Annotated in this window: 21 protein-coding genes; 8 read left to right on the top strand and 13 right to left on the bottom strand. The window is 37.5% G+C overall.

The features are described 5' to 3' along the window. Positions 1–190: 190 nt before the first annotated feature. The 3 genes from JIN86_RS20295 to JIN86_RS20285 all read right to left on the bottom strand — a co-directional run bounded on the left by JIN86_RS20295 (position 191) and on the right by JIN86_RS20285 (position 3,001). On the bottom strand, positions 191–745 hold the full coding sequence (locus JIN86_RS20295) for an HPP family protein (protein ID WP_004233879.1): 555 nt from the start codon (positions 743–745) through the stop codon (positions 191–193). A 198-nt stretch (positions 746–943) separates the two neighbouring features. Further along, the gene (locus JIN86_RS20290) at positions 944–2,302 is read right to left on the bottom strand and encodes an acetamidase/formamidase family protein (RefSeq protein WP_202342722.1); all 1,359 of its coding nucleotides are present in this window, start codon (positions 2,300–2,302) and stop codon (positions 944–946) included. Positions 2,303–2,386: 84 nt separating this feature from the next. After that, positions 2,387–3,001, bottom strand: coding sequence for a PH domain-containing protein (locus tag JIN86_RS20285; RefSeq protein ID WP_004233883.1), 615 nt, complete (start codon positions 2,999–3,001; stop codon positions 2,387–2,389). Between the two features lie 191 nt (positions 3,002–3,192). On the opposite strand from JIN86_RS20285, the gene JIN86_RS20280 reads away from it, so the two are divergent. Then, the gene (locus JIN86_RS20280; protein WP_004233885.1) at positions 3,193–3,915 is read left to right on the top strand and encodes a response regulator transcription factor; all 723 of its coding nucleotides are present in this window, start codon (positions 3,193–3,195) and stop codon (positions 3,913–3,915) included. Continuing rightward, complete coding sequence (locus JIN86_RS20275) at positions 3,912–5,330, top strand: sensor histidine kinase (RefSeq protein ID WP_202342721.1); 1,419 nt, start codon at positions 3,912–3,914, stop codon at positions 5,328–5,330. Before JIN86_RS20280 ends, JIN86_RS20275 begins: the two co-directional genes overlap by 4 nt. A gap of 72 nt (positions 5,331–5,402) precedes the next feature. Here the strand turns inward: JIN86_RS20275 and JIN86_RS20270 are convergent, their stop codons facing one another. The 7 genes from JIN86_RS20270 to JIN86_RS20240 all read right to left on the bottom strand — a co-directional run bounded on the left by JIN86_RS20270 (position 5,403) and on the right by JIN86_RS20240 (position 11,958). After that, entirely contained in the window at positions 5,403–5,762 is a 360-nt protein-coding gene (locus JIN86_RS20270) for a YxeA family protein (RefSeq protein ID WP_004233888.1), read from the bottom strand. Between the two features lies 1 nt (position 5,763). Continuing rightward, complete coding sequence (locus JIN86_RS20265) at positions 5,764–7,632, bottom strand: ABC transporter permease (RefSeq protein WP_202342720.1); 1,869 nt, start codon at positions 7,630–7,632, stop codon at positions 5,764–5,766. Continuing rightward, positions 7,619–8,386 carry an ABC transporter ATP-binding protein gene (locus JIN86_RS20260; RefSeq protein WP_004233892.1) on the bottom strand — a complete coding sequence of 256 codons (768 nt, stop codon included), beginning with the start codon at positions 8,384–8,386 and terminating at the stop codon, positions 7,619–7,621. The genes JIN86_RS20265 and JIN86_RS20260 overlap by 14 nt, the downstream gene beginning before the upstream one ends. A gap of 149 nt (positions 8,387–8,535) precedes the next feature. Further along, positions 8,536–9,012, bottom strand: coding sequence for a glutathione peroxidase (locus JIN86_RS20255; protein ID WP_004233894.1), 477 nt, complete (start codon positions 9,010–9,012; stop codon positions 8,536–8,538). A gap of 14 nt (positions 9,013–9,026) precedes the next feature. Next, complete coding sequence (locus JIN86_RS20250) at positions 9,027–10,361, bottom strand: FAD-dependent oxidoreductase (RefSeq protein ID WP_004233896.1); 1,335 nt, start codon at positions 10,359–10,361, stop codon at positions 9,027–9,029. A gap of 13 nt (positions 10,362–10,374) precedes the next feature. After that, positions 10,375–11,520 (bottom strand): VanZ family protein, encoded by a 1,146-nt coding sequence (locus JIN86_RS20245; protein WP_202342719.1) that lies wholly within the window; start codon positions 11,518–11,520, stop codon positions 10,375–10,377. A 150-nt stretch (positions 11,521–11,670) separates the two neighbouring features. Beyond that, the gene (locus JIN86_RS20240; RefSeq protein WP_202342718.1) at positions 11,671–11,958 is read right to left on the bottom strand and encodes a DUF6509 family protein; all 288 of its coding nucleotides are present in this window, start codon (positions 11,956–11,958) and stop codon (positions 11,671–11,673) included. A gap of 156 nt (positions 11,959–12,114) precedes the next feature. Here JIN86_RS20240 and JIN86_RS20235 point away from each other — a divergent pair, with 156 nt between their 5' ends. Continuing rightward, complete coding sequence (locus JIN86_RS20235; RefSeq protein WP_004233904.1) at positions 12,115–13,290, top strand: alanyl-tRNA editing protein; 1,176 nt, start codon at positions 12,115–12,117, stop codon at positions 13,288–13,290. Positions 13,291–13,338: 48 nt separating this feature from the next. On the opposite strand, the gene JIN86_RS20230 is transcribed toward JIN86_RS20235, so the two are convergent. Next, entirely contained in the window at positions 13,339–15,336 is a 1,998-nt protein-coding gene (locus JIN86_RS20230; protein ID WP_202342717.1) for a methyl-accepting chemotaxis protein, read from the bottom strand. Between the two features lie 329 nt (positions 15,337–15,665). On the opposite strand from JIN86_RS20230, the gene JIN86_RS20225 reads away from it, so the two are divergent. Genes JIN86_RS20225 through tatC form a run of 4 tightly spaced genes read left to right on the top strand, consistent with a single transcriptional unit; the run spans position 15,666 to position 19,229 of the window. Next, positions 15,666–16,415, top strand: coding sequence for a gluconate 2-dehydrogenase subunit 3 family protein (locus JIN86_RS20225; protein WP_202342716.1), 750 nt, complete (start codon positions 15,666–15,668; stop codon positions 16,413–16,415). 13 nt (positions 16,416–16,428) lie between these two features. After that, positions 16,429–18,141 carry a GMC family oxidoreductase gene (locus JIN86_RS20220; RefSeq protein ID WP_202342715.1) on the top strand — a complete coding sequence of 571 codons (1,713 nt, stop codon included), beginning with the start codon at positions 16,429–16,431 and terminating at the stop codon, positions 18,139–18,141. A 27-nt stretch (positions 18,142–18,168) separates the two neighbouring features. Beyond that, positions 18,169–18,372 (top strand): twin-arginine translocase TatA/TatE family subunit, encoded by a 204-nt coding sequence (gene tatA / locus JIN86_RS20215; protein ID WP_048390784.1) that lies wholly within the window; start codon positions 18,169–18,171, stop codon positions 18,370–18,372. A gap of 11 nt (positions 18,373–18,383) precedes the next feature. Further along, positions 18,384–19,229, top strand: coding sequence for a twin-arginine translocase subunit TatC (gene tatC, locus JIN86_RS20210; RefSeq protein WP_202342714.1), 846 nt, complete (start codon positions 18,384–18,386; stop codon positions 19,227–19,229). 14 nt (positions 19,230–19,243) lie between these two features. Here the strand turns inward: tatC and JIN86_RS20205 are convergent, their stop codons facing one another. After that, the gene (locus JIN86_RS20205) at positions 19,244–20,059 is read right to left on the bottom strand and encodes a metallophosphoesterase (RefSeq protein ID WP_202342713.1); all 816 of its coding nucleotides are present in this window, start codon (positions 20,057–20,059) and stop codon (positions 19,244–19,246) included. 510 nt (positions 20,060–20,569) lie between these two features. On the opposite strand from JIN86_RS20205, the gene JIN86_RS20200 reads away from it, so the two are divergent. Continuing rightward, positions 20,570–21,277 (top strand): response regulator transcription factor, encoded by a 708-nt coding sequence (locus JIN86_RS20200; protein WP_004233926.1) that lies wholly within the window; start codon positions 20,570–20,572, stop codon positions 21,275–21,277. A 48-nt stretch (positions 21,278–21,325) separates the two neighbouring features. Here the strand turns inward: JIN86_RS20200 and JIN86_RS23645 are convergent, their stop codons facing one another. Next, the gene (locus JIN86_RS23645; protein ID WP_370568733.1) at positions 21,326–23,800 is read right to left on the bottom strand and encodes an S-layer homology domain-containing protein; all 2,475 of its coding nucleotides are present in this window, start codon (positions 23,798–23,800) and stop codon (positions 21,326–21,328) included. Positions 23,801–23,802 lie beyond the last annotated feature (2 nt).

Here is a 23,802-nt window from a genome sequence, read left to right as displayed (position 1 = left end):
ATCCTCCCATCAATTTCTACCAACAAAGATCTTCCCCTATCATTCAAATACATGATTTTTACACTCTTTCTTCAATATAACAAATCTTAACTAACATATGCTAAAAAAATATGGGTATGCATAGCAAAAACGTTAACAATATAAAAAACCACCTATATAAGTGAACACACTTTATAGATGGATATCATCTTTACCAAAACAACGGATATTTTCTTTTTTCTCGTAAATTATTGATCAACAAACCGAAAAATACAATTATGACTGCTCCAATTAATACAGGGGTTAGTAAATAACTCCAACCATAACCTCCTAAAATAATAATTATAGGATTGGCGCCCGCTGGAGGATGTATGACACCTAAAAAGGCCATAAAAAATATAGTTAATCCGACACCAAGACTAATAGACAATATATTGGGGCCTAGTAATGAATACATGGCCAACCCGATAAATGCCGAAATAAAATGACCTCCAATTATATTTCGGGGCTGGGACAAAGGTGCATTCCAGACGACAAATACAAGAACGCAGCTACCGCCTAATGAGGCCATTAACCAAGGTGAATTGGTAATGTTAGTTAACCATAGCAACACAAAAATGCATATTAATCCTCCCATCGCTCCAGTAAAGGCATCAGCGAAATTTGTTCGAGATGGAGCATGACCTCCTCCTCTCATTTTTAATATAAAAGGTTTTATACTATTCTTTTTCTCTATTTTGTTTTCCTCACCTATAATTTCTGTCATTAGACACCAACTTTTCTCTTCTATACTCATCTTTTTTATTTAAGGTCCTGTTATTCATTGTTAAACTTTAACTATTATATCAACACAACAATAGATTTCAATCCAAACTTCAAATTTCAGACAAACATTTACTTATCTGACTTGTAGCTCATACAAAAAAGCAAACTTTTAAAAGTTTGCTTTTTCAAGAAATCATTATTAGTCATACTGTTTTTTAATAGTTTTATATATTCTTACCTTTTTCAATACAGTTTTAGGTACTTGGAAAGTGGCTGTGACAACCCCTGGATGGCGTCCGATTTCAATGGACCCTGTGATAGTTGCTCTATTTAAAACCTCTGGTTCGCTCATCTCAAATAGCTTCGCAGCTCGACTAATCGCGTTATCAGTCGCCTCATTTAACGTTTTACCAGAACCAATCACCGACACCGGGAATGCATCCTCTACCTGTTTAACACCAAACTCCTCCGCTAGCTCACGTGCGCGACGTTTTTCTTCCTTTGTAAAGGGTTTTGCTGTATAAGGTAAGTCTTCTACATTTGGTAGTAAAATTGGGCCTTCCAAAGCTACTTTCTTCAATACCTTTACTTGAAGCTGCACAATACCCGCTACATCGGTTGTATGTCCTGCAACCTCGCCGTCCCCTTGCATAGCATGCATATCTCCAATATATACACCACCGCCTGGTACCTTGACTGGACAAATAATAGTCGCACCTTCTCGTACTCGGCTGATATCCATATGTCCATCGGTACGATGTATATCCAATTCTCCTTGAGTAAAAGCATATTCATGTGGGGCTCCAATTAAAAATGAACCAAAGTCACCTGCATTATGTGAATCAGGCATCGCTTTAGAAGGGGTTGTCCCAAGCTGACCTAAAAATGGTCGCATTCTCGCCAATACACCTACTAAGTCGCTTGGAGCCAATGCAACAACAGGATTTTGTACAGAATTTTCAGGTGTTCTCATATAGTTTCTAGCATCAAGTGCAATTCGTCTAGCACCCTCTCGTCCAACAGTTACACCCATTTGCCCTTTATGATCAAGTGCCATCGTATAGCCGTTTGTCATTTTAAAGGGTGCCGTTTCTGTATCACATGTAGAACATAGAATTGCATGTGGGCCTATTCCTTTTACAACTGTGCTTGGATGAAGCTTGCCACAGCCCGGACATTTTACTGAAACAAACGGATCACCAATGAATCGATCTACAATTGCTTCATCATGGCCAGACGAAGTTGCAAGAGATGTGACCTGAATAGATTTAATTTTTATAACAATGGCGTCACCCACCTCTGCTCCTTCTACAAACACGGGCTTCGTTACTTCATGTCCTCCACGAATAGTAGGAGTAAGCATGGGTCCCCAACATCCAGGTGTTGTATTGGCAATAATCGTTCCACCATCCTTAAGCGGCCCTAACATCTTCTGTGATGGATCTAAAATACCATCAATAAACTCATTTACGAACAATGTTTCAGCGGCTTGAGGTTGCTGTATAAAATCATCACTTTCTACCTCTTCTTTTTCTAGCACATGCATGTCGTTTGTCATGTTCTAATCACGCTCCTAGAATAATTTTTATGTATATCGTTATATGTTAAAAATGCTCTCTACACTTGCAGAGAGCTATTTTTATCAATTGTTCATATATAAATCAAAAATATGTGAGAAGTCTTCTTTTTTATACTTATCTTTATGATCGATCATCCAAGTATTCGCAAAGCTTGTAATTTCTTTGAATGAAGACGCAGGAGATATATTGTCATTGCCAATTCGACCAAGTGATGATGATGCTATGTTTAAACTTTTTTCCGCTACTTCTAGCTTATAAGCATTGTTCTTTTGTTCATAGCTAATGGCATGTAGTGCTTTATATAAATCTTTAATGTCATCAATAAAGCGTTTATGAATGTCGATGGATAGTGCGGAATTGCCAATTGTAAACTTAATTTCGACATCAAGGTCGATTGTTCCTGCTGTTTCTAGAAAAACTTCTGTCACAGTATACATTGAATAGTCATAGCGTCGCAGTAATCGTTTCTTGCTCATAGCACTTTCGCCATCTACATGAATAATTGCACGATTTGTAAAGCAATACTCATCAGCCTTCGTTTTAATTAAAAAGTAAATTTTTTCATCAATTTCATGTAAGATAAAATCATCTGCATCTGTCTTATCATAGTCCTCTCTTGGCACAACCACCCCAATATCTGAAAGTCCAAGCGCATCTGCTGCTATTTTTTTAAACATCGCCATTCCTCCTAATTTGTAATACTCTTTTTACGCTTTAGAATCTGTAAAGGTTTCACCTTGTAGTGGTTTATATAAAAAATGTACTTCCTCTCTTGTAGAATACAACCCAACATTTCCTCTTTTCTATACATTTCATTTATAATAATTGTCAGTAAAGATTCTTCCAAATCGAAAGGTCGTGTGAACAAGTGCAAGAACCAACCATTTTAGTAGTGGATGATGAGGCAGATTTAGCGAATCTACTAAAAGTAAGCTTACAAAAAGAGGGCTACAAACAAATTTATACAGCTAGTACCATTCGCGATGCTTGGACAAGCTTTCAACAAACAACACCCGATATTATACTTCTAGATGTCATGCTTCCCGATGGTGAGGGTTACGATTTATGTAGACGTATCCGTGAAGTATCCCATGTCCCTGTGCTCTTCATGTCTGCTAAAAATGAGGAAATTGATAAAATTTTAGGACTAGCCATTGGCGGAGACGATTATATTACAAAACCTTTTAGCCCGAAAGAAGTAGCCTATCGTGTGAAGGCGCAATTACGTAGAGCTGGCTATCAAACACAAGATACCATAACGAATATTGTTGAAAAAACACTACAAATTGGACCATTTCAGTTGAATGCCGATGAAACTGAAGTGCATAAAAATGGCGTATTATTGGAGTTAACAGCTAAGGAAATTGGGTTAATGGCGTGCTTTATGAACAATCCCAATCGAATCTTAAGTAAAGAAACATTGTTTGAACGTGTATGGGGAGAGGATTTCTTCGGTTCTGATAACACTGTTATGGTGCATATTCGCCGGTTGCGTGAAAAAATTGAGGAGGATGCCTCTAATCCTCTATATATCACAACTGTAAAAGGACTTGGCTATAAGTTTGTCATGCCCAAAGAGGCACAAGAATGAAGTGGAAATTAACCGCTCGCTTTCTCCTTTCCGTACTTTCTATCGTCATCATTGTTATTTTTGTCAATACAGCTATCTTCATGGGACTCCTTACTTATCGGCTAACAACTGACTCTGAAGGCGTTTCTGCCACCGAAGAGGAAAACTTTGTGCGAGAATTTCAAAAACATATCGAGACAAAAAATGGAGCAACCTCCATACGTGAAGATGGACTCGAACAATTGCATCAAAGAAATGCTTGGATACAATTGCTTGATGAAAATGGTCAAGTGATTGATGCTCATTTTGCACCAGATAAAGCACCATTGCACTATGCACCTATCGACTTAATTCAAGTATATAAATATAAAGAATTCGATTCTGATACTACGGTGTATATTGGCAGTAAGGATCCCTTTAGTTATTTAATTGGTATTAAAGGTAGCGGTGTTACAAGGCTTGTTACGCATGTTTCTGGCACATCACTCTTACAGTTTATAGGGAAATTTGGCCTGTTCATCGTGATTGCTGACTTGTTAGTAGCTACATTAGTAGGATGGCTTTTTGGTCGTACATTAACGAAACCTCTTTATGCGATGATAGATCGCATTCACCATTTAAAGAATCATGATCATACGTCTATTAAGACTCCTGGTGGTGTCTACAAGCCGGTTTTTGAAAACTTAAATGAAGTATCACGAGAATTGGCAGCCCATGAACAGGAGCGAAAGAGACTAGAAATCATGCGTGAAGAATGGATTAGTAATGTCTCCCACGATATGAAAACGCCACTTGCCTCTATTCGGGGTTATGCAGAACTATTGAATGATGCACAAATAACAAATACTGAGCAAATCGAGTACGCAAAAATTATAGAAAAACAATCATTGTATATGCAAAATCTACTGGATGACCTAAATTTAACGATGCGTTTAAGACACCAACAGCTTCCACTTACACTAAATGAAGTGAACATGGTGCCTTTTATTCGCGAGATAGTGATTGAAACATTAAATACCCCACAATATGAACAGGCTAATCTTACGTTTGAGGCGACAACCGAGAACAGTCTGCATCAAATCGATGAACATTTTATGCGCAGAGCTATCATGAACTTTTTACACAATGCATTGCTTCACAATGCTCCCGATGTATCTGTCCATGTGTCTGTTGATGAGCATACTCTAACAATTTCTGATAATGGCAAGGGGATAGCCCCAGAGGATCTAGAACATATTTTTGAACGCTATTACCGTGGCACAAATACGGACAATACTGCGGGTACTGGTTTAGGTACAGCTATTGCTAGAGATATCATTGAGGCCCATGGAGGAACAGTAACCATCACCTCGGAAAAAGGAATAGGTACATGCGTTATTATTGAACTAGAAAAGGGATACCAAATAAATAGTAAACCAAATACAAGTTCGATTTAAGCGTTAAATACTTTGGCACTGCTCTTTCGTGTGGAAAAAAGGAGTCTCAAGTTTTGAGACTCCTACTTGGTGCTATTTCATTTGATCCTGTACTTTAGCAGGTAATTCATGGAATTTCACTTCATCAAATGAAGTAACTTCTGTTTCCTTTTTCACGTAAAGCTTTAAATAAGCATCCTGGCGTAAATTTTTATGAGCGGAAAACTTTAATGTTTTTTCTTCCCCATTTTTATCGTAAGTAGGTAGCTCGTACCAATACATTTTAAAGATTTCACCACTATCTGCCTTATACTCCTCTACCTCACCATCAGCCGTGATATGAACATAGTAGGTATCTTTATTTAATCGGTTAAAATCTACAGTCATCAATACAATCAACCCTGCTACGAATAAGATGAACAATGCACCTATTCCGAAAAATACTTTTTTCATATTAATTCCCCTGTCTCACTATTTTATAAAACGAACGAACGGTAAAGATATAATAAATAAAGTAAATAGCTGAATATGCAATCATCCACAAGATGACTGGTTTTGTAATATTCATGTTAAATAGCTGTGAAAATGCTAGTAATGCAAACACACTATGTGCAATCCCCACAATAAGTGGCGCACTAAAGATAACAGCGACCTGTCCTGCTACTGTCTTTAAGATTTGCTTACTATTTACACCAATTTTATTTAAAATAGCATATTTTTCCTGATCTTCTTCAGCTTCCGTTAAAATTTTGAAGTAGATAATACTGCCCGTTGCTGCTAGGAAAACCAATCCTAGGAAGCTTCCCACAAACAATAGAGCACCAACTGTTGCTAAACTATCCTCATAGCTTTGCGGTACACTAGAAAATGATTCTTGTTGTTCAGAAGACAACTGCTGGTAAATGTCTTTCGACACATCCTGTTGTTTCAAATCATTATCCAATCCAACAACCTGCATCATAATTTCATCGGCATCAGTAGCTTTAAACTCTTGATCATTCACAACGAGAACTGTTCCAGCTGCTATAAAGTTTAACACGCTTTCCGTGTACATCTTCTCTACATGGAAGGAGTCTCCGTTTTGTAGCTTAAAGTCCTCACCTGTAAAATCATGTGAAAATCGTTCATCATAGGCTGCATCAAGTAAAACCGTAGAACCTTCTGGAATGTGTAGCTCTTTATCCTTGCCTTGTAATTTTGCTAAACGATTATAGTCCGATTCCTTAAGTAATGTATATTCGAAAAATGAGAATTCATTATCTACACGTAAATTTTTCACAGCCAGTGCTTCATTATATAAGACATCTTGTTGTGAAAATTCTACTGTCTCGCCTTTCCACATAAATGTGTTTGGCAGCATCTGACGTACAGAAGCTTCTGCATTATAATACATACCGAAGACACCGCCACCTGCTGTAATCGTAGTGGCACTTAAAATTGCAATGATTGACAACGATTTGGCATTGGCTCGAATACGATACAACAATTGAGAAACACCGATTAAATTTAAACCCTTCCAGGACCATGATGTTGCTTTCTTTAATGCTGTTAACACAAAGACACTCACACTATGGAATAGAAGGTATGTCCCTGCAATTGTCACCCCTATAACCATTAATGGCGTACCTAATACCGTAAAGAATCGCCATATTTCACTCGTAAACATATCAGAGGCAGCTGTATAATAACCAAATGCAATAAGTACAGTGCCGAGTAGAGCAGCTACTAATGAAGCACGTGGAATTTGCTCTCCCTGTTTGTCTGCGTGGAATAAATCAATTAGCTTAAATTGATAAATTACACGGTAACCTTGTAAGGATGTGAATAAAAACAGTAGTGCAAAAATGCCCGTTGTATTAATTAGTGCCTCCATTGAAAATGTCAGGCTACCAACCACTTCATAGCCCATTAAGCGTACTAGTATCATTAATAGCCCTTGGGACATAAAGAAACCTAGAAGGATACCAAACATTAGAGAGACAAGTCCTATGACTAAATTTTCAAAAAAGAGCATTAAGCCAATTTTTTGCTTACGTACACCTAGTAACGAGTAAAGGGCTACTTCCTTTTTCCGCTTCTTCATAAAAAACGAGTTGGAATAGGCCATAAAGATGACAATGAAGAACAGAAGTACGACTGACGAGGCACTCATCAATCCTTTAATTTGTTGTGACGATTGCTTTAAGGCTGAAAGGTCATCATTATATTTGAGTGTCACAAACGTAAAGTAAATAACGATACTAAATACCATTGAGGCAATATATAAAAAGTAATTCGATAAATTGCGTTGAATATTTTTACGCGCTAAACTAAATAACGTCATTTACTCCACCCCCGATGCTAGATAGCACCTGCAAGATCTCTTGGAAAAATTGCTTCCTCGTTAGAGTCCCACGTTGAATTTCCTTAGATAGCTGTCCATCCTGAATAAATAGAATGCGCTGGCAGAAGCTAGCTGCAAAGGCATCATGAGTAACCATCATAATCGTTGCGGCTTGAGATTGGTTTAAATCACTTAAGCTTTCTAATAAATCGGTTGCAGATTTTGAATCTAGCGCACCTGTAGGCTCATCGGCAAAAATTAGTTTCGGTTCTGTCACTAATGCTCGCGATGAGGCTGTACGCTGCTTTTGCCCACCTGAAATTTGATAAGGATATTTGTTTAATAAATCACTAATTCCAAACAATGCAGCAATGCGATCAACTCTCGCATTAATAGCCTTTGTCGGCATTTTTGCAATCGCTAGTGGTAAGACAATATTTTCGCGCACTGTTAAAGAATCAAGCAAGTTATAATCCTGGAAAATAAACCCTAAATTATCTCGACGAAAATCTGCTAATTCAGCATCCTTCATACGTGCCAAATTAGTATCTTCAATAATAATTTCACCAGTCGTTGGCGTATCAATCGTTGCTAATACATTAAGAAGCGTAGATTTCCCAGCCCCAGAAGGACCCATTACCCCAACAAACTCTCCCTTTGCTACTTCAAATGATATATTCGATAGCGCTGTAAAAGTATTTGCGCCTTTGCCGTAAGTTTTTCCAACGTTTTGTACCTTTAATAATGGCGTCATATACGCTCACCTCTTCTTTCTGACTTTAGTATACGACCCCAAACTTACAGCAAATTTGTCGCAAGCTTACAGCAACCTTAAATCCACTGCTTTTGGAATTTATAAACAAAAAAAGATTCATACACATGTTGTGCATGAACCTTTCTAATCTATTGAGCTAATACTTTTTGAATATCTTCCTCAAAGCTACTTGGCTTATCTGCTGAGGCGTATCGTCCAACAACCTCTCCATTACGGTTTACAAGGAATTTTGTAAAGTTCCATTTAACACTATTGCCTAAAAATCCTTTGGAGTGGGAAGTAAGATAATCGAAAATAGGATGTGCTTCTTTACCATTCACCTTAACAATTTCATGCATGGGAAATGTCACACCATATGTTAATCGACATTGGGAGGCCGCTTCTTCAGCTGTCGCTAGCTCTTGTTTAAATTGATTTGATGGAAAACCAAGTACAACAAGACCTTGCTCCTGATACTTTTCATAGAGACCTTCTAATTCTTCAAATTGTGGTGTAAAGCCACATTTAGAAGCTGTATTAACAATTAGCATCGGCTTTCCTTTATAACGTTCAAGGCTATAGATAGTACCATCTTCTAAAGTTACATTAATATCATAAATGCTCATCTCTCTACCTCCTATTATAAACGTCCATTCATTCTTGCCACCTGCTGCAAAGGGTCCCAAACACCGTTGAATGGTGGTGCATAGGCCAAATCTAAATCTAGCAAATCAGGTAAGGTCATTTTACTATATAATGCTGTCGCAAACACATCGATACGCTTATCGACTCCCGCTGGTCCCACGATTTGCGCACCCAATAACAATTGATCGCGCTTGCGAACGACCACTTTTATAAACATACGTTGTGCACCGGGATAATACCCAGCTATATGGCGTGCAGACAATTTAAACGCCTCATAGTCAAAACCAAGCTCTTTAGCATCGCGCTCATTAATGCCTGTTGTAGCAATAGTTAAATTGAAGAACTTTAAAATAGATGTGCCCACAATTCCTCTAAACGGAGCAAATTTGCCTGACATGTTGAGTCCTGCTAAACGACCTTGCTTATTGGCAGTTGTTCCTAACGGTATATAATCTAAACGTTCTTTCACAATATTAAAGTGAGTTGCACAATCGCCAGCTGCATAAATATTTTCAAGGGAAGTCTCTAAATGACGATTTACAATGATCGCCCCATTCTTTGCAAGTGCAATCCCAGTATCCTTTAAAAACTGTGTATTTGGTTTTATGCCTGAAGCGACAATGACTAAATCCGTCTCTAGAATGCCGTTATCTGTTATAACACGTTCCACTCGTTTATTTCCTTCAAAAGCCTCAACGCTCGTATTTAATAACAGCTCTACATCGTTCTTTTTCGCTTCCTCATGCACATGCTGAGCAAGTTCTTCATCTAAAATACGGGCCACATGACTTCCGCGCTGAACAAGTCTTACCTTTTTCCCACAGGCATGTATGGTTTCAGCCATTTCTAAACCAATATAGCCACCACCTATGATGGTTACCTGCTCAATCTCTGGTGTTAAATCTGCCATCAAATCTTCCAGTTGAGGAATTGTTTTTACCGTATGGATACCATCTAGCTCATTCCCCCTTTTCACAGGCATGACTGGACTAGCACCTGTTGCAATAAGAAGTTTATCGTAGGTAAACTCAAATTTGTCGCCACTTGCTTGTGTACCTGTAATAACCTTCTTCTCTATATCTACATTCTCTACCTCATAGCCAACTCTTGCATCAATGCCATACTTATCTCGAAAAGTTTCGACATCTCTTGCAATTAAACGTTTGGTTGATGAAATACGACCATCTACAACATAAGGCAATCCACATTGCCCATATGAATAAATAAAACCGCGTTCTAAAGTAGTTATTTCTGCTCCTGGAACATTTCGATAGATTTCCATTGCTGCAGACATACCTGCAGCATCTCCCCCAATGATGACGTATTTCATTCTATAAGCCCCCTTATTTTTTCCTTGTTGCCATTAAATCAGCATATTGATCGATATACAAACGTCGTTTTCCACCACTTACGATGACCCTTACTACATGAACGGCTAATATCATTGTAAGTGTAAAACCTGCTATTGCGGCAAGTAGAGAAATGACAATTTGTAGAACATAAAATGGTGAATCCATATCTAATTGGATGTCTCCTAATGTTGTAATGGCATCTGCTAAACTCAAGGTAGCGATAATAGCAATACAACGACGCCATGATTGCTTTACAATACTATTGCCATTCTTGTTGACCATTGTAAATCGCATCACCTTCATACCAAGCGTTGCGCCATTCATCATACTTGGTATCAAACCAAAGAGTATAATGTACAGAGCCATTTTCACTAAAAATTCAAAAGTACCGCTATACCCTGTCAGAACACCAATAATCACCCAAACCAATTGAGCGATAAATAAATCAATGACCAATGCTAGTAAAATAGAAATCGGCTTAACAATATCATTTTTTTCCATTTCAGCAGCTTTAGCCTCAACCTCTTCATGAGAGGGGAATAATGCCCAAACAATTGGTGCTAAGAAGAAACCTAGGAGCGCACCTACACTGTTTAGTAATAAGTCATCGATATCAAAGATTCGGTATGCGCAATTAAAGATGCCATAAATGCCTGTTCTTTGTGTGACCTCATAAAACAATGTTAGCAAAAAGCTAATTAAAAATGCACGTTTCCAGTACCTTCTTTCTTTAAGAAAATATCGCAAGTAAACGCCGAATGGCATTAATAGTAAGAAATTAAAGAAGGCTTGAAAAAATGCCTGCTGTTTTGTGATAGCAAGCCATGTAGATGGATTTGTGGCAACAACGCCACTATCCTTTAAAACATCATCAACAAATTGAAAAAGTCGCAAATTAGTATGAACGGTGTCTGCGGATTGAAGTGAGCAAGTATCTCTTGTAGACGGAAATGGTAGTAATACTAAGCAAAGCGCAGATAAAAAGTAAAAAATAAATGAGAACATGATAATGGTTTTGGACATCGATAAGTATCCATACTTGCGATACGTATAAATCAGCCATGGTATAAATAGTACAAAGGATAAAATAATGGTTATGAAAAATGCTATAAAAATGGATTGTGTGTACGTTGACATAGAAACACCTCTTTCTATAAATTGCCCTATTTTCTGAACACTAAAACTAAGTTTAGTCCTTCAATCCTACATGTATATTTCATCATGCTTACATAATCCTTAATTCAATAAAAAACAGGTAAAGAATATATACTCTCTACCTGTTACTTACTATGCTTTTGCTATTTCTTCTTTACAGAATGTCAAAATTTCTTCTAGTTCATTATCCTCTAATGCAAAGTCTAAATATTCACCTTCAGCCTTTTCCATGATGAAGTAATTTAATATAAATGGTTCTTCGTTTTTTTCACCAATAAGGACACGAATTTCAATACCAGCTTCGTGGTAAAGCTCATCTTCTTCATCAATTTCTACATCCAGAATAAATTCATAACGCTTACCTTCAATAATATTTGTTGGGTCTAAAATTTCTTCCATTGAGAATTGTGTAATTTCCATTATATTTGCTCCTTTTTCTTTAGCTGTTCTTTTCTATATTAAATCAATTTCAGCATGGGTCAACTAGAAAACCCGTATACACCTGTAGTTAATTATGCCACAATGAAATGGAATTAATTTAGAACTAAATTTCCCTACATACGAGGAGGCTTTTTCATGAAAGAGCTATTATATTATCAAGACGTTATGTTACAAGAGTTTGATGCAACTATTATTAGTAAAGGAACTGATGAATCCGACCGTCATTATGTAGTACTATCGAACACTGCTTTCTATCCAACTGGTGGTGGTCAACCTCACGATACAGGTACATTGAATGCGTTGAAGGTCATAGATGTTGAAAAAGTGAATGATGAAATTCGTCACTATATTGAAGGTGATCTATCAACTTTAGATGGTGTGGTACATGGCAAGTTAAATTGGTCAAGACGGTTCGATCATATGCAGCAGCATGCTGGGCAACATATTTTAACAGCTGCTTTTGTAGAGCTTTTTAATGCGCAGACTGTAAGCTTTCATCTAGGCAGTGAGCAAGTAACAATTGATCTTGCTATAGAAACGATTTCTGAGCAACAGCTTGCAGCAGCAGAAGCAAGAGCCAATGACATTATTCTAGAGAACCGCCCCATTCAAACTACCTGGGTTACAGAGCAAGAGCTGGGCAACTATAATCTTCGTAAAGAAGTCGCAGTGACGGGAGACATTCGACTTGTGATTATCCCTAATTTTGATTACAACGGTTGCGGTGGTACTCACCCTACATCCACAGGGCAAGTTAGTACCATCAAAATATTAGGTACCGAAAAAATGAAGGGTAATGTGCGCGTTTCTTTTGTGTGTGGTCAACGCGTTTTGACTGAGCTTGGCATGCGTAAAAAAATATTAGCGGACGTTGCTCGTCAATTAAGTGTCCCTGAGGTTGAAGCTGCCACAGCACTTTCAAAAGTTTTATCTACTCAAAAAACTACAGAAAAAGCACTCGCTGCTGCGAAAGAGGAATTACTCACGTATGAAGCAAGGGCACTTGTTAATAGCGAAGGTGTAGTAACAGCTGCTTTTAATCAGCGAACAATGCAAGAGCTACAAAAAATAGCACGTTTGATTGTTACGGAACAAAAAGATGTAATAGCTCTACTTGTATCTGAAAATGAAGGCAAACTACAATTCGTCGCAGCAAGAGGGAATAATGTTTCAAAAAGCATGAAGGATGTTGCCCAAAAGGCACTGCCTCTTATTAATGGTAAAGGTGGAGGAAGTGACCAAATGGTACAAGGTGGTGGCGATTGCACCGTTTCGAAAGAAGAATTACTAGCAGCGATGCAAGACGTTTAATTGCATTCTAATAGAGGAGCTGTCATTAATAGACAGCTCCTCTATTATTTAATATTTAAATTTTTGAATGGCTTCATATAAACGTTTTGCCATTTCTGATAGTTTTTCAGTTTGATTGTTCATTACTGCTACCGTCTTCAACTGTTCCGCTGTTGCATCTGTTACCTCATGCACATAATCACTGGCCGCATGTGCAGTAGCTGCCATTTCTTCCATAGACGCGGAAACTTCCTCCGTATTGGCAGACATTTGTTCAGCTGAAGCATTCATTTCTTCAATTTGACCTGCTATTTCTCCTACTGCTTGAACCATTTCCTCGAAGCGTTCTCCTACTGCCTCAATGGAAGCTAAACCACGCTCAACATTATCTTCACCAGATTCCGCTGCTTTTACTACTTCTAATGTATAAGATTGAACTCTTTCGATGAGCACATTAATTTTAGTAGCTGATTCTGCTGTTTGCTCCGATAGCTTGCGAACTTCTTCTGCTACAACGGCAAAGCCTTTACCAGCATCTCCAGCCCGTGCTGCTTCAATAGAGGCATTCAATGCCAATAAATTTGTTTGATCGGAAATATCGGTAATCATTTTTGAAATTAAGCTAATTTCTTCTGACTCTTTTTCTAGTTTGTGAATAATTGTTAGTTCATCTGTTGTGCCTTGCTGAATATCATTCATACATAGAACGGATTGTTGAACTGCATGATTGCTTTCACTAATTTTCTGGGAAATAAAATCTGTATTACAAGCAATTGAGGAGGCAACTTCAGCTACATTTTGTATCCCTATCGCCATTTGTTCCATTGCTGAGGCACTTTCCTCTGCCATCACAGTTTGGCTTTGTGCCCCGCGATCTACTTCACTTATTGCACCAGCAATTTGCTTTGAACGCTTTGTTACTCCATTTACATCCCCCATTAAATCACACGCAGCTTCATTCACTGCCGTTGCTTCTTGACTCACTTTGGCTATCATTTCCCGCATATTATCAGTCATGCGATCTAATGCACGTGCCATCGTTCCCATTTCATCAATACGTTTCAAATATTTTTCTGGAATCTCCTGTGTAAAGTCTCCTTTCGATAAGCCCTCACTAATGCGAAGTACATGTTGAAGTGGTCTACTAACAGAGCGAGAAATGGCAAATGAGATGCATAGCCCAAGTATCGAAACAATGATCGTAGTGACAATGAAGTTGGTCTTAAGCTTAGAAAGCCCTGAAAGCATCTCATCTTCTAGTGCGATGACCCCCATTTTCCAACCATTATCAAGGGTATGATAGCCCATTAGACTAGTTCCTGTATCTTCCATTTCAAAAGAAAAATAACCGTTATCATTAGTAATCATTTCTTTAGCAGCCGTTGCTCTTCCTGTCTTAATACCTGTTTCATCTGCTTCCTTAATTGGATTGTATTGCTCCTTCACATACGAGTGATTATTATGTCCAATAATTGTTCCGTTAGCGTCTAACATAAATGCATAGCCACTGTCTCCAACCTTAATGTCTTCTACAATTTTAGATAGGTAATAGCCGTCAATACGTGCTAATAATAAAGCTTTTTCACCTGTCACTGTATCAATTGGTGAAACAATTAAAATGACTGGTTCACCTGTTACACGACTAATCGTAATTTCTGACATGACAGATTTACCGGTAAAACCTTCTTTTACGTAATCACGATCCCCTAGTTCAGCTGTTGTATCATCCAGATAATGGGCAACTCCATTAGCATCGATAATGCCAAAACCTAAATAATTCTCATTACTGGCAAGACGTTTCGATAGATACTGCTTTTGCTTTTCAAAGTCCATGCTCCGAACTGCCTCTTGCTCTGCAATTGCCTCCACCTCCACTAGTGTTAATTGGAAGTGTTCTTCTATGTATTGAGAAACATCCACTGCTCTAGATACCAAATTAGATTCCACTTGCTCATTCACGGCTTTTGTACTATTTATCCAAGTAGATAGCCCAAGCGTGCCACATGTTACAAATACAAGAGCTATAATTGCAACAATTAATTTACCGCCAATACCTTTTAACCACATTTCTCTTTTTCTCACTTCTTCCATTTTTAGCTATACAATCCGCATATTTTCACATAACTTCAGAGTAAAGTCACTAAAAGTAGAAGTCAACAAAAGTTTTCCAATATGATTAATAAATGTATAATAATACCATTTACACTACCTTTATAGTGCTAACAATTTTCTACAAAATTTTCAATTCATAGATCCCTCTTGTCATTTAAAAGGAGAGTACATCAAGCTAATGGAGGAAATTAAAACATTTTCCAACAAAAATTGATTATAATTCACATTTTTTGCTGATTATTAAAGATAGGATCCGTTTAACACATTTTGAGGGGAGGATTTCCATGAGTTCAGACAAAAATAATGTTTCTCGTCGAGACTTTTTAAAAACTACAGGTATTGCTGCTGGTACATTAGTCGGTGGTGGTTTAATTGGAGGATTAGTTGGTTACAACATCAATGGTAAAGGTACTTCTACCCTAGAGCATGGTGGTCATGAAACAACGAATGAGGCCACAGGCTCCCCAAAAGCTAAGATGTTTTTCAGAAATGAAAAAGATTTTAGTATCTTATCAAAGGCCACGGAACGTATCTTTCCAGAGGACGATTTGGGACCAGGGGCTATTGGTTTAGACGTTCCCTATTTTATCGATCATCAACTTGCAGGAAATTATGGGAGTAACTCTAAAGAATATATGCAAGGTCCATTTGATGTAGGTGCCCCAACTCAAGGCTACCAGAGCCGTTTAACGCGAGCGGAAATTTTTAGACAGGGTATTCAAAAAATGGAGGATGAAGCAAAAAAGCGTTATAAGAAAAGCTTTAACGATTTAGATGGCAAACAAATGGATGAAATATTAACTGCCTTCCAAAAAGGTGACATAGAAATGGTTGGGGTTACTTCCGCGTTCTTCTTTACATTATTACGAGCAGCAACATTAGAAGGAGCTTATTCTGACCCTATGTATGGAGGAAATCGCAATATGGATGGCTGGCGTATGAAGGGCTTCCCTGGTCACCAGATGGCGTATATTACACAAATAGAAGATGCCAAGTTCCAAAAAATTGAGCCTAATCCATTAGGCAACCATTAAGGGGGGATAAAAAATGGCTAAAACATTACCGAGTGTAGACGTAGTAACAGTTGGTGTAGGTTGGACTGGCGGTATCGTTGCTGCAGAATGTGCTAAAGCTGGCTTAAAGGTAGTCGGTTTAGAGCGAGGTCAAAAGCGTGGGACTGAGGATTATTTAAATGTTCATGACGAATACCGTTATGCCATCCGATATGATTTAATGCAAAATCTTTCTAAAGAGACCGTAAGCTTTCGTAATGATCGCAATATGAAGGCATTACCAATGCGTCAGCTTGGCTCCTTCCTACTTGGAGAGGGTCTGGGTGGATCAGGGACACACTGGAATGGCATGACTTATCGATTTTTACCCTATGATTTCCAAATCAAAACATTAACAGATAAACGTTATGGACCTAATAAGCTGGGACCGGATTATCTGATTCAGGATTGGGGCTTAACATATGATCAGCTAGAGCCCTATTTCGATAAGTTCGAGAAAACAGCTGGTATTTCGGGTGATGATAAAAATAAATTTAGTGGAAAGCGTTCGAATCCCTATCCAACACCGCCTATGAAAAAAACGCCTATGCTTGCACAATTCGAAAAAGCTGCAACAAACCTGAAGCTAACACCTTATATGGTTCCATCAGCTAACGTATCAGAGGTTTATAAAAACCCAGATGGCGAAACGATCAACGCTTGCCAATATTGTGGTTTTTGTGAACGCTTTGGATGCGAATATGGTGCAAAGTCATCTGCAGAAATTACAGTTGTCCCTACAGCCCTGAAGACAGGAAATTTTGATTTACGCTTCAATTCCAATGTTGTTGAAATTTTAAAGCAAGGTAACAAGGCTACAGGTGTAAGATATATCGATACTGTTTCGGGAGAAGAATTCATTCAGCCAGCTAATGCTGTTGTATTAACTAGTTATGTCTTTAATAATGCCAAGCTATTAATGGTTTCTGACATTGGTGAAAGATATGACCCTACTACTGGCAAAGGAACACTTGGCAGAAACTATTGTTATCAAATCTTGCCTGGTGCCGCTGGGTTCTTCGAGGAACAATACAATACATTTATGGGTGCAGGTTCGTTAGGCATGTGTATAGACGATTACAATGGGGATAATTTTGACCATAGTGATTTAGAATTTATTCACGGAGGTAATATTGCGCTTACACAGACAGGTACACGACCAATCGGCTCAAATCCAACCCCGCCTGATACGCCTACTTGGGGACCAGAATTTAAAAAGCAATCTATTTATTACTATACACGTTCATTTGGGATTGGTGCGCAAGGAGCATCTATGCCACATAAGGAAAATTATATATCATTGGACCCTACCTATAAGGATGCTTACGGGCTACCATTAACTCAGTTAACATACAATTTTACTGATCAAGATCGAGCTCTTCATAAATACATCTCTGCACGTGCAGCTGACATTATGAAGGAAATGGGTGCAAAAACAATTGTCCCTAACGCGGAAATTACCGATTACAATATCGTACCTTACCAAACGACGCATAATACTGGTGGTACGGTGATGAGCTTAACACCAGAACAAGGGGTTGTGAATAATTACTTACAGCACTGGGATGTTGATAACCTTTTCGCAGTAAGTGCAGGCAACTTTGCACACAATAGTGGTTATAATCCAACAGGCACATTAGGGGCACTTGCCTACCGTTGTGCTGAAGGAGTCATCAAATACAGTCAATCAGGTGGTTCATTAGTATAAAAAAGCATTCTAAAGGAGGCAAGACTTATGGGAGGTCTAGGAGCAATTGGAGTACCTGGATTAATCATTATTTTAGTGATTGTATTAATTGTATTTGGCCCAAAAAAATTACCAGAAATCGGTGGAGCGGTTGGTAAAACGTTTGCAGAATTTAAAAAGTCTACTAAGGGACTTATGGATGATGAAGATGATACCGTGAAAAAGGTCGAAAAAAAATCTGATGCTTCGTAGGAGGGTTTCCTATGGATCCATATGAAGACGGAAAAAGAAAATATTTAAGCCCTTTAGATAAACCACAAGCCGAGCCTCCAAAACCAGTGGAGGCTTTAGTTGAAATACCTAATGTAGCAATTGAAGAGGATCATGTGTCAGATGAACCCCTGATACCTGTTACCTCATTATTGGAGCATCTTAGTGATTTACGTAAGCAAATTATCAAAGGGTTAACTGTTTTTATTTTATTTTTCATTGTTGTCTTTTCTACTATTAATATTTGGTTTCCATTCATAACGCGAGGTCACTCACTCGTTATTTTAGGACCGCTAGAAGTAGTTAAATTTTACATGACAATTTCAACTACTTTAGCTTTTGGTTTTGCAATGCCTTTCCTCGTCCACTTTCTATGGAGCTTTATTAAACCAGGCTTAAAAGAAGAGGAAAGTCGATTTTTAGGCCTCTATGCTCCAATCATGTTAGTTCTATTTTTAGTAGGAGTAGCTTTTGGTTATTTCGTCGTAAACCCACTTAGCTATACATTCTTAGTAAGCATTGGGGCTACCAATTTCGATGTAATGGTATCAGCAAATGAATATATGCACTTTTTAATCATGACTACAGTACCGCTTGGTCTATTATTTGAGTTACCGATTGTTGCCCTATTCTTATCAGCCATTGGTGTACTGACTGCTGAATCCATGAAAAAAATACGAGGCTGGTCTTATATCACAATGGGCGTAGGCTCCGCTGTTATCACGCCCCCAGACTTTATAAGTCAATTACTCGTATTAATACCGATGATTATTTTGTATGAAATAAGTATTTACCTCGTTAAACGTATAGAACGCAAACAAATTGAAAGCACTGCGTAAATTTTACGCAGTGCTTATTTTTTCTTTAGATCCATCACAATAATTTCTGGTAGATTAAAAATGCGATATGGTACTGAGCTATTACCTAACCCTCTACTAACTACCATTCTCGTCGCGCCTGCTTCGTAGACACCAGCTGTATATTTTGGAAACAGCCCCTGTCCTGGTGCAACAAGTCCTCCAAGCCCAGGAATACGAACTTGCCCACCATGCGCATGCCCCGAAAATACTAAATTTATGTGATAATTTACATACGTATTAAATATTTCTGGTCTATGTGCTAGTAACAACTTAAACATATCGTCTGGCAAATAGGCCGTTGCAATGTCCAGCATATCTTCTGTTGTTCTACCCATTAACGGATCCTCAATACCAACAATCGCCAAGCGCTCCCCGTCGCGCTCTAACACGGTCGATTCGTTGGCCATAATATGTACCCCTAACGATGACAGCGCCTCATAAATTTCTTTCACCTTATTTGACGCTACCTCATGGTTTCCTAGTACATAATAAACATCCGCTATTTTAACTAGTCCTTCCACTGCTTGTAGACTTTGTTTTAAATTATAGCGATTACTATCGATCACGTCACCTGTGATAAAAATATAATCAGGCTTTGTATCCTTTACCTTAGCAATCAATTTTTGTTGCTTGTCACCAAAGACAGCGTCATGTAAATCCGAAACTTGTACAATGCGTAGCCCATCAAAGCTGTCAGGCACACTTTCTGATTCAAACACATGTTTACTTACGACTAGCCAGTGATTGTTTACGTACAAAAAAATGACTATAAAAACAACAAAGAAGATACCATATAATAATTTTTTCAATCGCAATCGCTCACTTTGTGGCTACTTTTTTCAGAAATAATTCTGACTTTCTTATTATAAGCAAAAAACAGAGTGATTGTAAGTATATGCACTTTAAATACACAAAATGCACAAATACACTTAACTTAAAATTTTTAGCAGTAGATTATGATACACGGTTTAATCTATTTTTCGTTAACTATTGGCATGCTATATTATGGGTAGAAAGGCATGTTTTATTATCCACTCATAATACATCACGATTTGGGAAATGCATCTCATTTACTAAAGTGCGAGAATACTAATAAACTTAAATCAGTTAAAGGAGAAAAAATTGCTGTACTGTAGGTAATGATCCAATTAGATTGGACGGTAAACGGTGTTTTACTACCTAATAGATTACATAATTTTCAGAATTGAATAACTTTAGAGTCCAGCTTCCATTGCTAAGTATAAAATTGATGACGAAAAATTTATTAAGTACAGTTGCGCTACATAATATTCTAAATTTAGATGTTAAGAGGTGAAAAAATGTTAAAAGCCATCATAGTTGATGATGAAATTTTAGCAATCAATTTATTAGAAGCTACGTTACATGATAATAGCGCTGTTACTATTATCGGAAAATTCGTAAATCCACTAGAAGCTATAGCAAAGATCCCTATACTCAAACCTGATATTCTTTTTTTGGATATAGATATGGCGGAAATGAATGGTATTGAATTTGCTAGTAAGATTGCAGACTTTCCTTTTTTAATGGATATTGTATTTGTCACTGCCTATGAGCGTTTTGCAATAGAAGCTTTTAATGTACAGGCTGTTGACTATATTTTAAAGCCTATTGAGAAAGAACGTTTAATGAAGACAATCAAGAGAATATCCATGCGTAGAAAGCAATTTCCAGTAAAAGCTGCTGTACACCATATAGAGGAAGATGCTCATATAATAGAGGATTTTCAATTTCATGTTCATTCCGGAAGAGTATATATCGGTAACACAGCATTGGCCTTATCTACAAAGGAATTTCAAATTTTTTTCTTTCTAGCTCAACGACCAGGACAAATTTTTCCCCCATCAGAGCTGTATAAGCTTATTTGGGCAGAGGAAAGTATTGGGCATACACAGGCATTGAAGGTTCATATTAGTAATTTACGAAAAAAGCTAGAATCCGTTGCTGGCCATAGAGCAAAGATTATAACAGTGAGGGGTTCGGGATATAAATTCCTTTTCGAGCCATGAAAAAGAAGGGCACTGCGATTACATTCGAATCGCGTACCCTCTTTTTGGTTATTTTTTTGCGGCTTCTTGAATCTCATAAAATGCCCAATGGTGTTTTGGAACATCTTTAAATAATGGTATTTGATCTTCACTGAAGACTTGGCGTTCAAACAGTCGATTTAATACCTTCACTGCTTGTGCACGTGTTAAAAATCCATCTGGATTGAATGTATCGGCTGTTATTCCTGTCATAATTTCCGCTGCATTGACAGTATCAATTGCTTTCACTGCCCAATGATGGACGCTCACATCTTTGAATGCTGGACTTTGTGAGGTTGATGGACAGAAATCGGCATCAGGACGTTCTACACATTGCTGTTCTATCCAGCGGGCAGCCACTGTAGCTATCTGTGCACGCGTAATCAAGCCGTTTGGATTAAAGTTAGTTGCTGTAACCCCTTTAAACAGACCCTTCTCCTTCGCAAATTCGATTGCATCTTTAGCATCATGTTGGAATGTGTCTGTATAGGTTGCCTTTGCTTGCGGTATGGCATTACCTGTTAATTGACGAGCAAACATACTTGCCATCTGTGCCCTTGTAACAGGAGCATTCGGACGGAAGGTACCATCTGGATAGCCTTGAATGTAAGGTAGATGTGTAACACCCTCAGTAGTTGGCTCCTTCACTTCTTCCTTCTCTGGTAAGTAGAGAATGGAGAAGGTGGAGAATTTATTCACCTCAAACTGTAAACCTGTTATTCCCTTTTGATATTCTACAACCTTCCCTCGTACAACTTCTTTTGTGCCATCACTATGCTCGATATAAATAGCCAGATGATTGAGCTGTTCCTGTGTAATATCTGTAGGTAATGGAAGAGTTAATAATACAGGTCTATTCTGCATATTAGTCTCAATTTTCATGGGTTGCCCTAATACTTTACTAAATGAACTATTAGCTATTTCTTGCACAATTGACTCTTTTTTTGCACGTTCTTCAACCTGTGATTGTTCAGCTTGTCCCTTTAAAGGAATTAATCTAAAGTATAAATTATCACTAAACGTTGCCAATGATTCATTGGAGACATTGACACTTACATCATAAGCTGATATTTCTAAATTTAAAAGACTTTCTTTTAGTAGAGTAACAATATTATTAGGTATAGATATGTCCACTTGCTTTACATTATCTTGCGAATTAGGAATAACAATACGAGCTTGATCCGATTTTTCTTCTTTTAATTTATTGATAGTTTCTAATACACTTGCTTCTGTAAGAATTACTTCATCTTTCACCAATCCATCTACATCTACTAATCGCTTAATAGTTGTTTTAGAAACGGCTTTTCCATTACTCGACTCCACATTTACAGTAAAACTCTCTGTAGAAGAAGGTGGAGAGGATTCTGATGTAGAGGTATTTTCACTATTAGTAGAAGTATTCTCCTTTGTCACTACAATTGTATAAAGTTTTTGACTACCATCTTCAGCCGTTACCAAAATTTTTATTGTATTGACACCTGTTACAAGCTTTATCGGCTCTTCAACTGATCTCCCATTTATTGTGATTTCAGCTTTTTTATCCTCAGCTAATGGATTAACAAATATACTATCTACTCTAGAAGTAACAATAGCGGTATATGACATTGTATTTTTATTAAATGCCATATTTAATGCTCCCTGTGAAATTGTCAAATCCTTTAAAAAGGCATTATGGCTTTTAGATAATGCAATTACATCAATGGTGAAGCTTTTAGTATCCACAAAATTACCGATGAAAATTTGTGCTGTCAACGTAACCTTTTGATTTCCTGTGGAGATAGTAGGGCGAACAACGCTTCCATTATTTTGAACTACCTCAGGTTTGTCAGATATCCAATTAATCGTTGTTCCATTATCCCCGATAATTGGTAAAGTAAGGTTTTTAGTGACATTTGCTGAGGTATCACCCTGAGCATATTGAATATTAAGTGTCTCTTTATCCAGTTGTACCTTTTGAACAAGTATACTGGATACTTTGCTATCTAACACAGACTGTAAAGTTTCTATAGACTCATATCCTTGATTAGGACGGGCAAGTAGAATTTGCTTACAAACTTCATCTTGATCTTCAATAGTGAGAAGATTGTAGTTATTATAATTTAAATGATCATCATCAATGAACACTGTCCATAGTGTTAATGAGTCTGTCGTACTGTTAACATTAATAAGATAAGAACGATTATTGACTGCATTTAAGTATGTTTGTCTTAATGTACTTGTAGATGTATATCCACTTTGTGGTCTTTCATCTATTAGCTTATTAGCTAAATAGTTTTGGTCTGCTAATTTAAAGCTTTGAAATAATTCATTAGCTTTAGCAGTATAATGTAATACACTCCAGTCAGTAGTCATTGCCAACTTCATTTCTTCCGTATTAGTGGCAGTATTAAATGAAGTTAGACTACTTTTTGCTGCTACAGATGATAAAGGTAGCAAGCAAGCAACTAAGGTAAATATCATAATTAAGTTTAGTATTTTTCTTTTAGAATGTTGAATAAAAATCACCC

This window comes from Lysinibacillus sp. HST-98 (assembly GCF_016757845.1).
Lineage (GTDB): Bacteria > Bacillota > Bacilli > Bacillales_A > Planococcaceae > Lysinibacillus > Lysinibacillus capsici.
Note: the sequence above shows the minus strand (reverse complement) of the source record. Positions and strands in the feature narration are given on the sequence as shown.

Bases quoted from the DNA above. Each gene is read 5' to 3' on its own strand.
- JIN86_RS20270 (WP_004233888.1), bottom strand. From the start codon at position 5,762: ATGAAAAAAGTATTTTTCGGAATAGGTGCATTGTTCATCTTATTCGTA.
- JIN86_RS20250 (WP_004233896.1), bottom strand. From the start codon at position 10,361: ATGAAATACGTCATCATTGGGGGAGATGCTGCAGGTATGTCTGCAGCA.
- tatA (WP_048390784.1), top strand. From the start codon at position 18,169: ATGGGAGGTCTAGGAGCAATTGGAGTACCTGGATTAATCATTATTTTA.
- JIN86_RS20240 (WP_202342718.1), bottom strand. From the start codon at position 11,958: ATGGAAATTACACAATTCTCAATGGAAGAAATTTTAGACCCAACAAAT.
- JIN86_RS20225 (WP_202342716.1), top strand. From the start codon at position 15,666: ATGAGTTCAGACAAAAATAATGTTTCTCGTCGAGACTTTTTAAAAACT.
- JIN86_RS20285 (WP_004233883.1), bottom strand. From the start codon at position 3,001: ATGTTTAAAAAAATAGCAGCAGATGCGCTTGGACTTTCAGATATTGGG.
- JIN86_RS20265 (WP_202342720.1), bottom strand. From the start codon at position 7,632: ATGACGTTATTTAGTTTAGCGCGTAAAAATATTCAACGCAATTTATCG.
- JIN86_RS20245 (WP_202342719.1), bottom strand. From the start codon at position 11,520: ATGTCAACGTACACACAATCCATTTTTATAGCATTTTTCATAACCATT.
- JIN86_RS20200 (WP_004233926.1), top strand. From the start codon at position 20,570: ATGTTAAAAGCCATCATAGTTGATGATGAAATTTTAGCAATCAATTTA.
- JIN86_RS20220 (WP_202342715.1), top strand. From the start codon at position 16,429: ATGGCTAAAACATTACCGAGTGTAGACGTAGTAACAGTTGGTGTAGGT.
- JIN86_RS20255 (WP_004233894.1), bottom strand. From the start codon at position 9,012: ATGAGCATTTATGATATTAATGTAACTTTAGAAGATGGTACTATCTAT.
- JIN86_RS20235 (WP_004233904.1), top strand. From the start codon at position 12,115: ATGAAAGAGCTATTATATTATCAAGACGTTATGTTACAAGAGTTTGAT.
- tatC (WP_202342714.1), top strand. From the start codon at position 18,384: ATGGATCCATATGAAGACGGAAAAAGAAAATATTTAAGCCCTTTAGAT.
- JIN86_RS20275 (WP_202342721.1), top strand. From the start codon at position 3,912: ATGAAGTGGAAATTAACCGCTCGCTTTCTCCTTTCCGTACTTTCTATC.
- JIN86_RS20290 (WP_202342722.1), bottom strand. From the start codon at position 2,302: ATGACAAACGACATGCATGTGCTAGAAAAAGAAGAGGTAGAAAGTGAT.
- JIN86_RS20260 (WP_004233892.1), bottom strand. From the start codon at position 8,386: ATGACGCCATTATTAAAGGTACAAAACGTTGGAAAAACTTACGGCAAA.
- JIN86_RS20230 (WP_202342717.1), bottom strand. From the start codon at position 15,336: ATGTGGTTAAAAGGTATTGGCGGTAAATTAATTGTTGCAATTATAGCT.
- JIN86_RS20295 (WP_004233879.1), bottom strand. From the start codon at position 745: ATGACAGAAATTATAGGTGAGGAAAACAAAATAGAGAAAAAGAATAGT.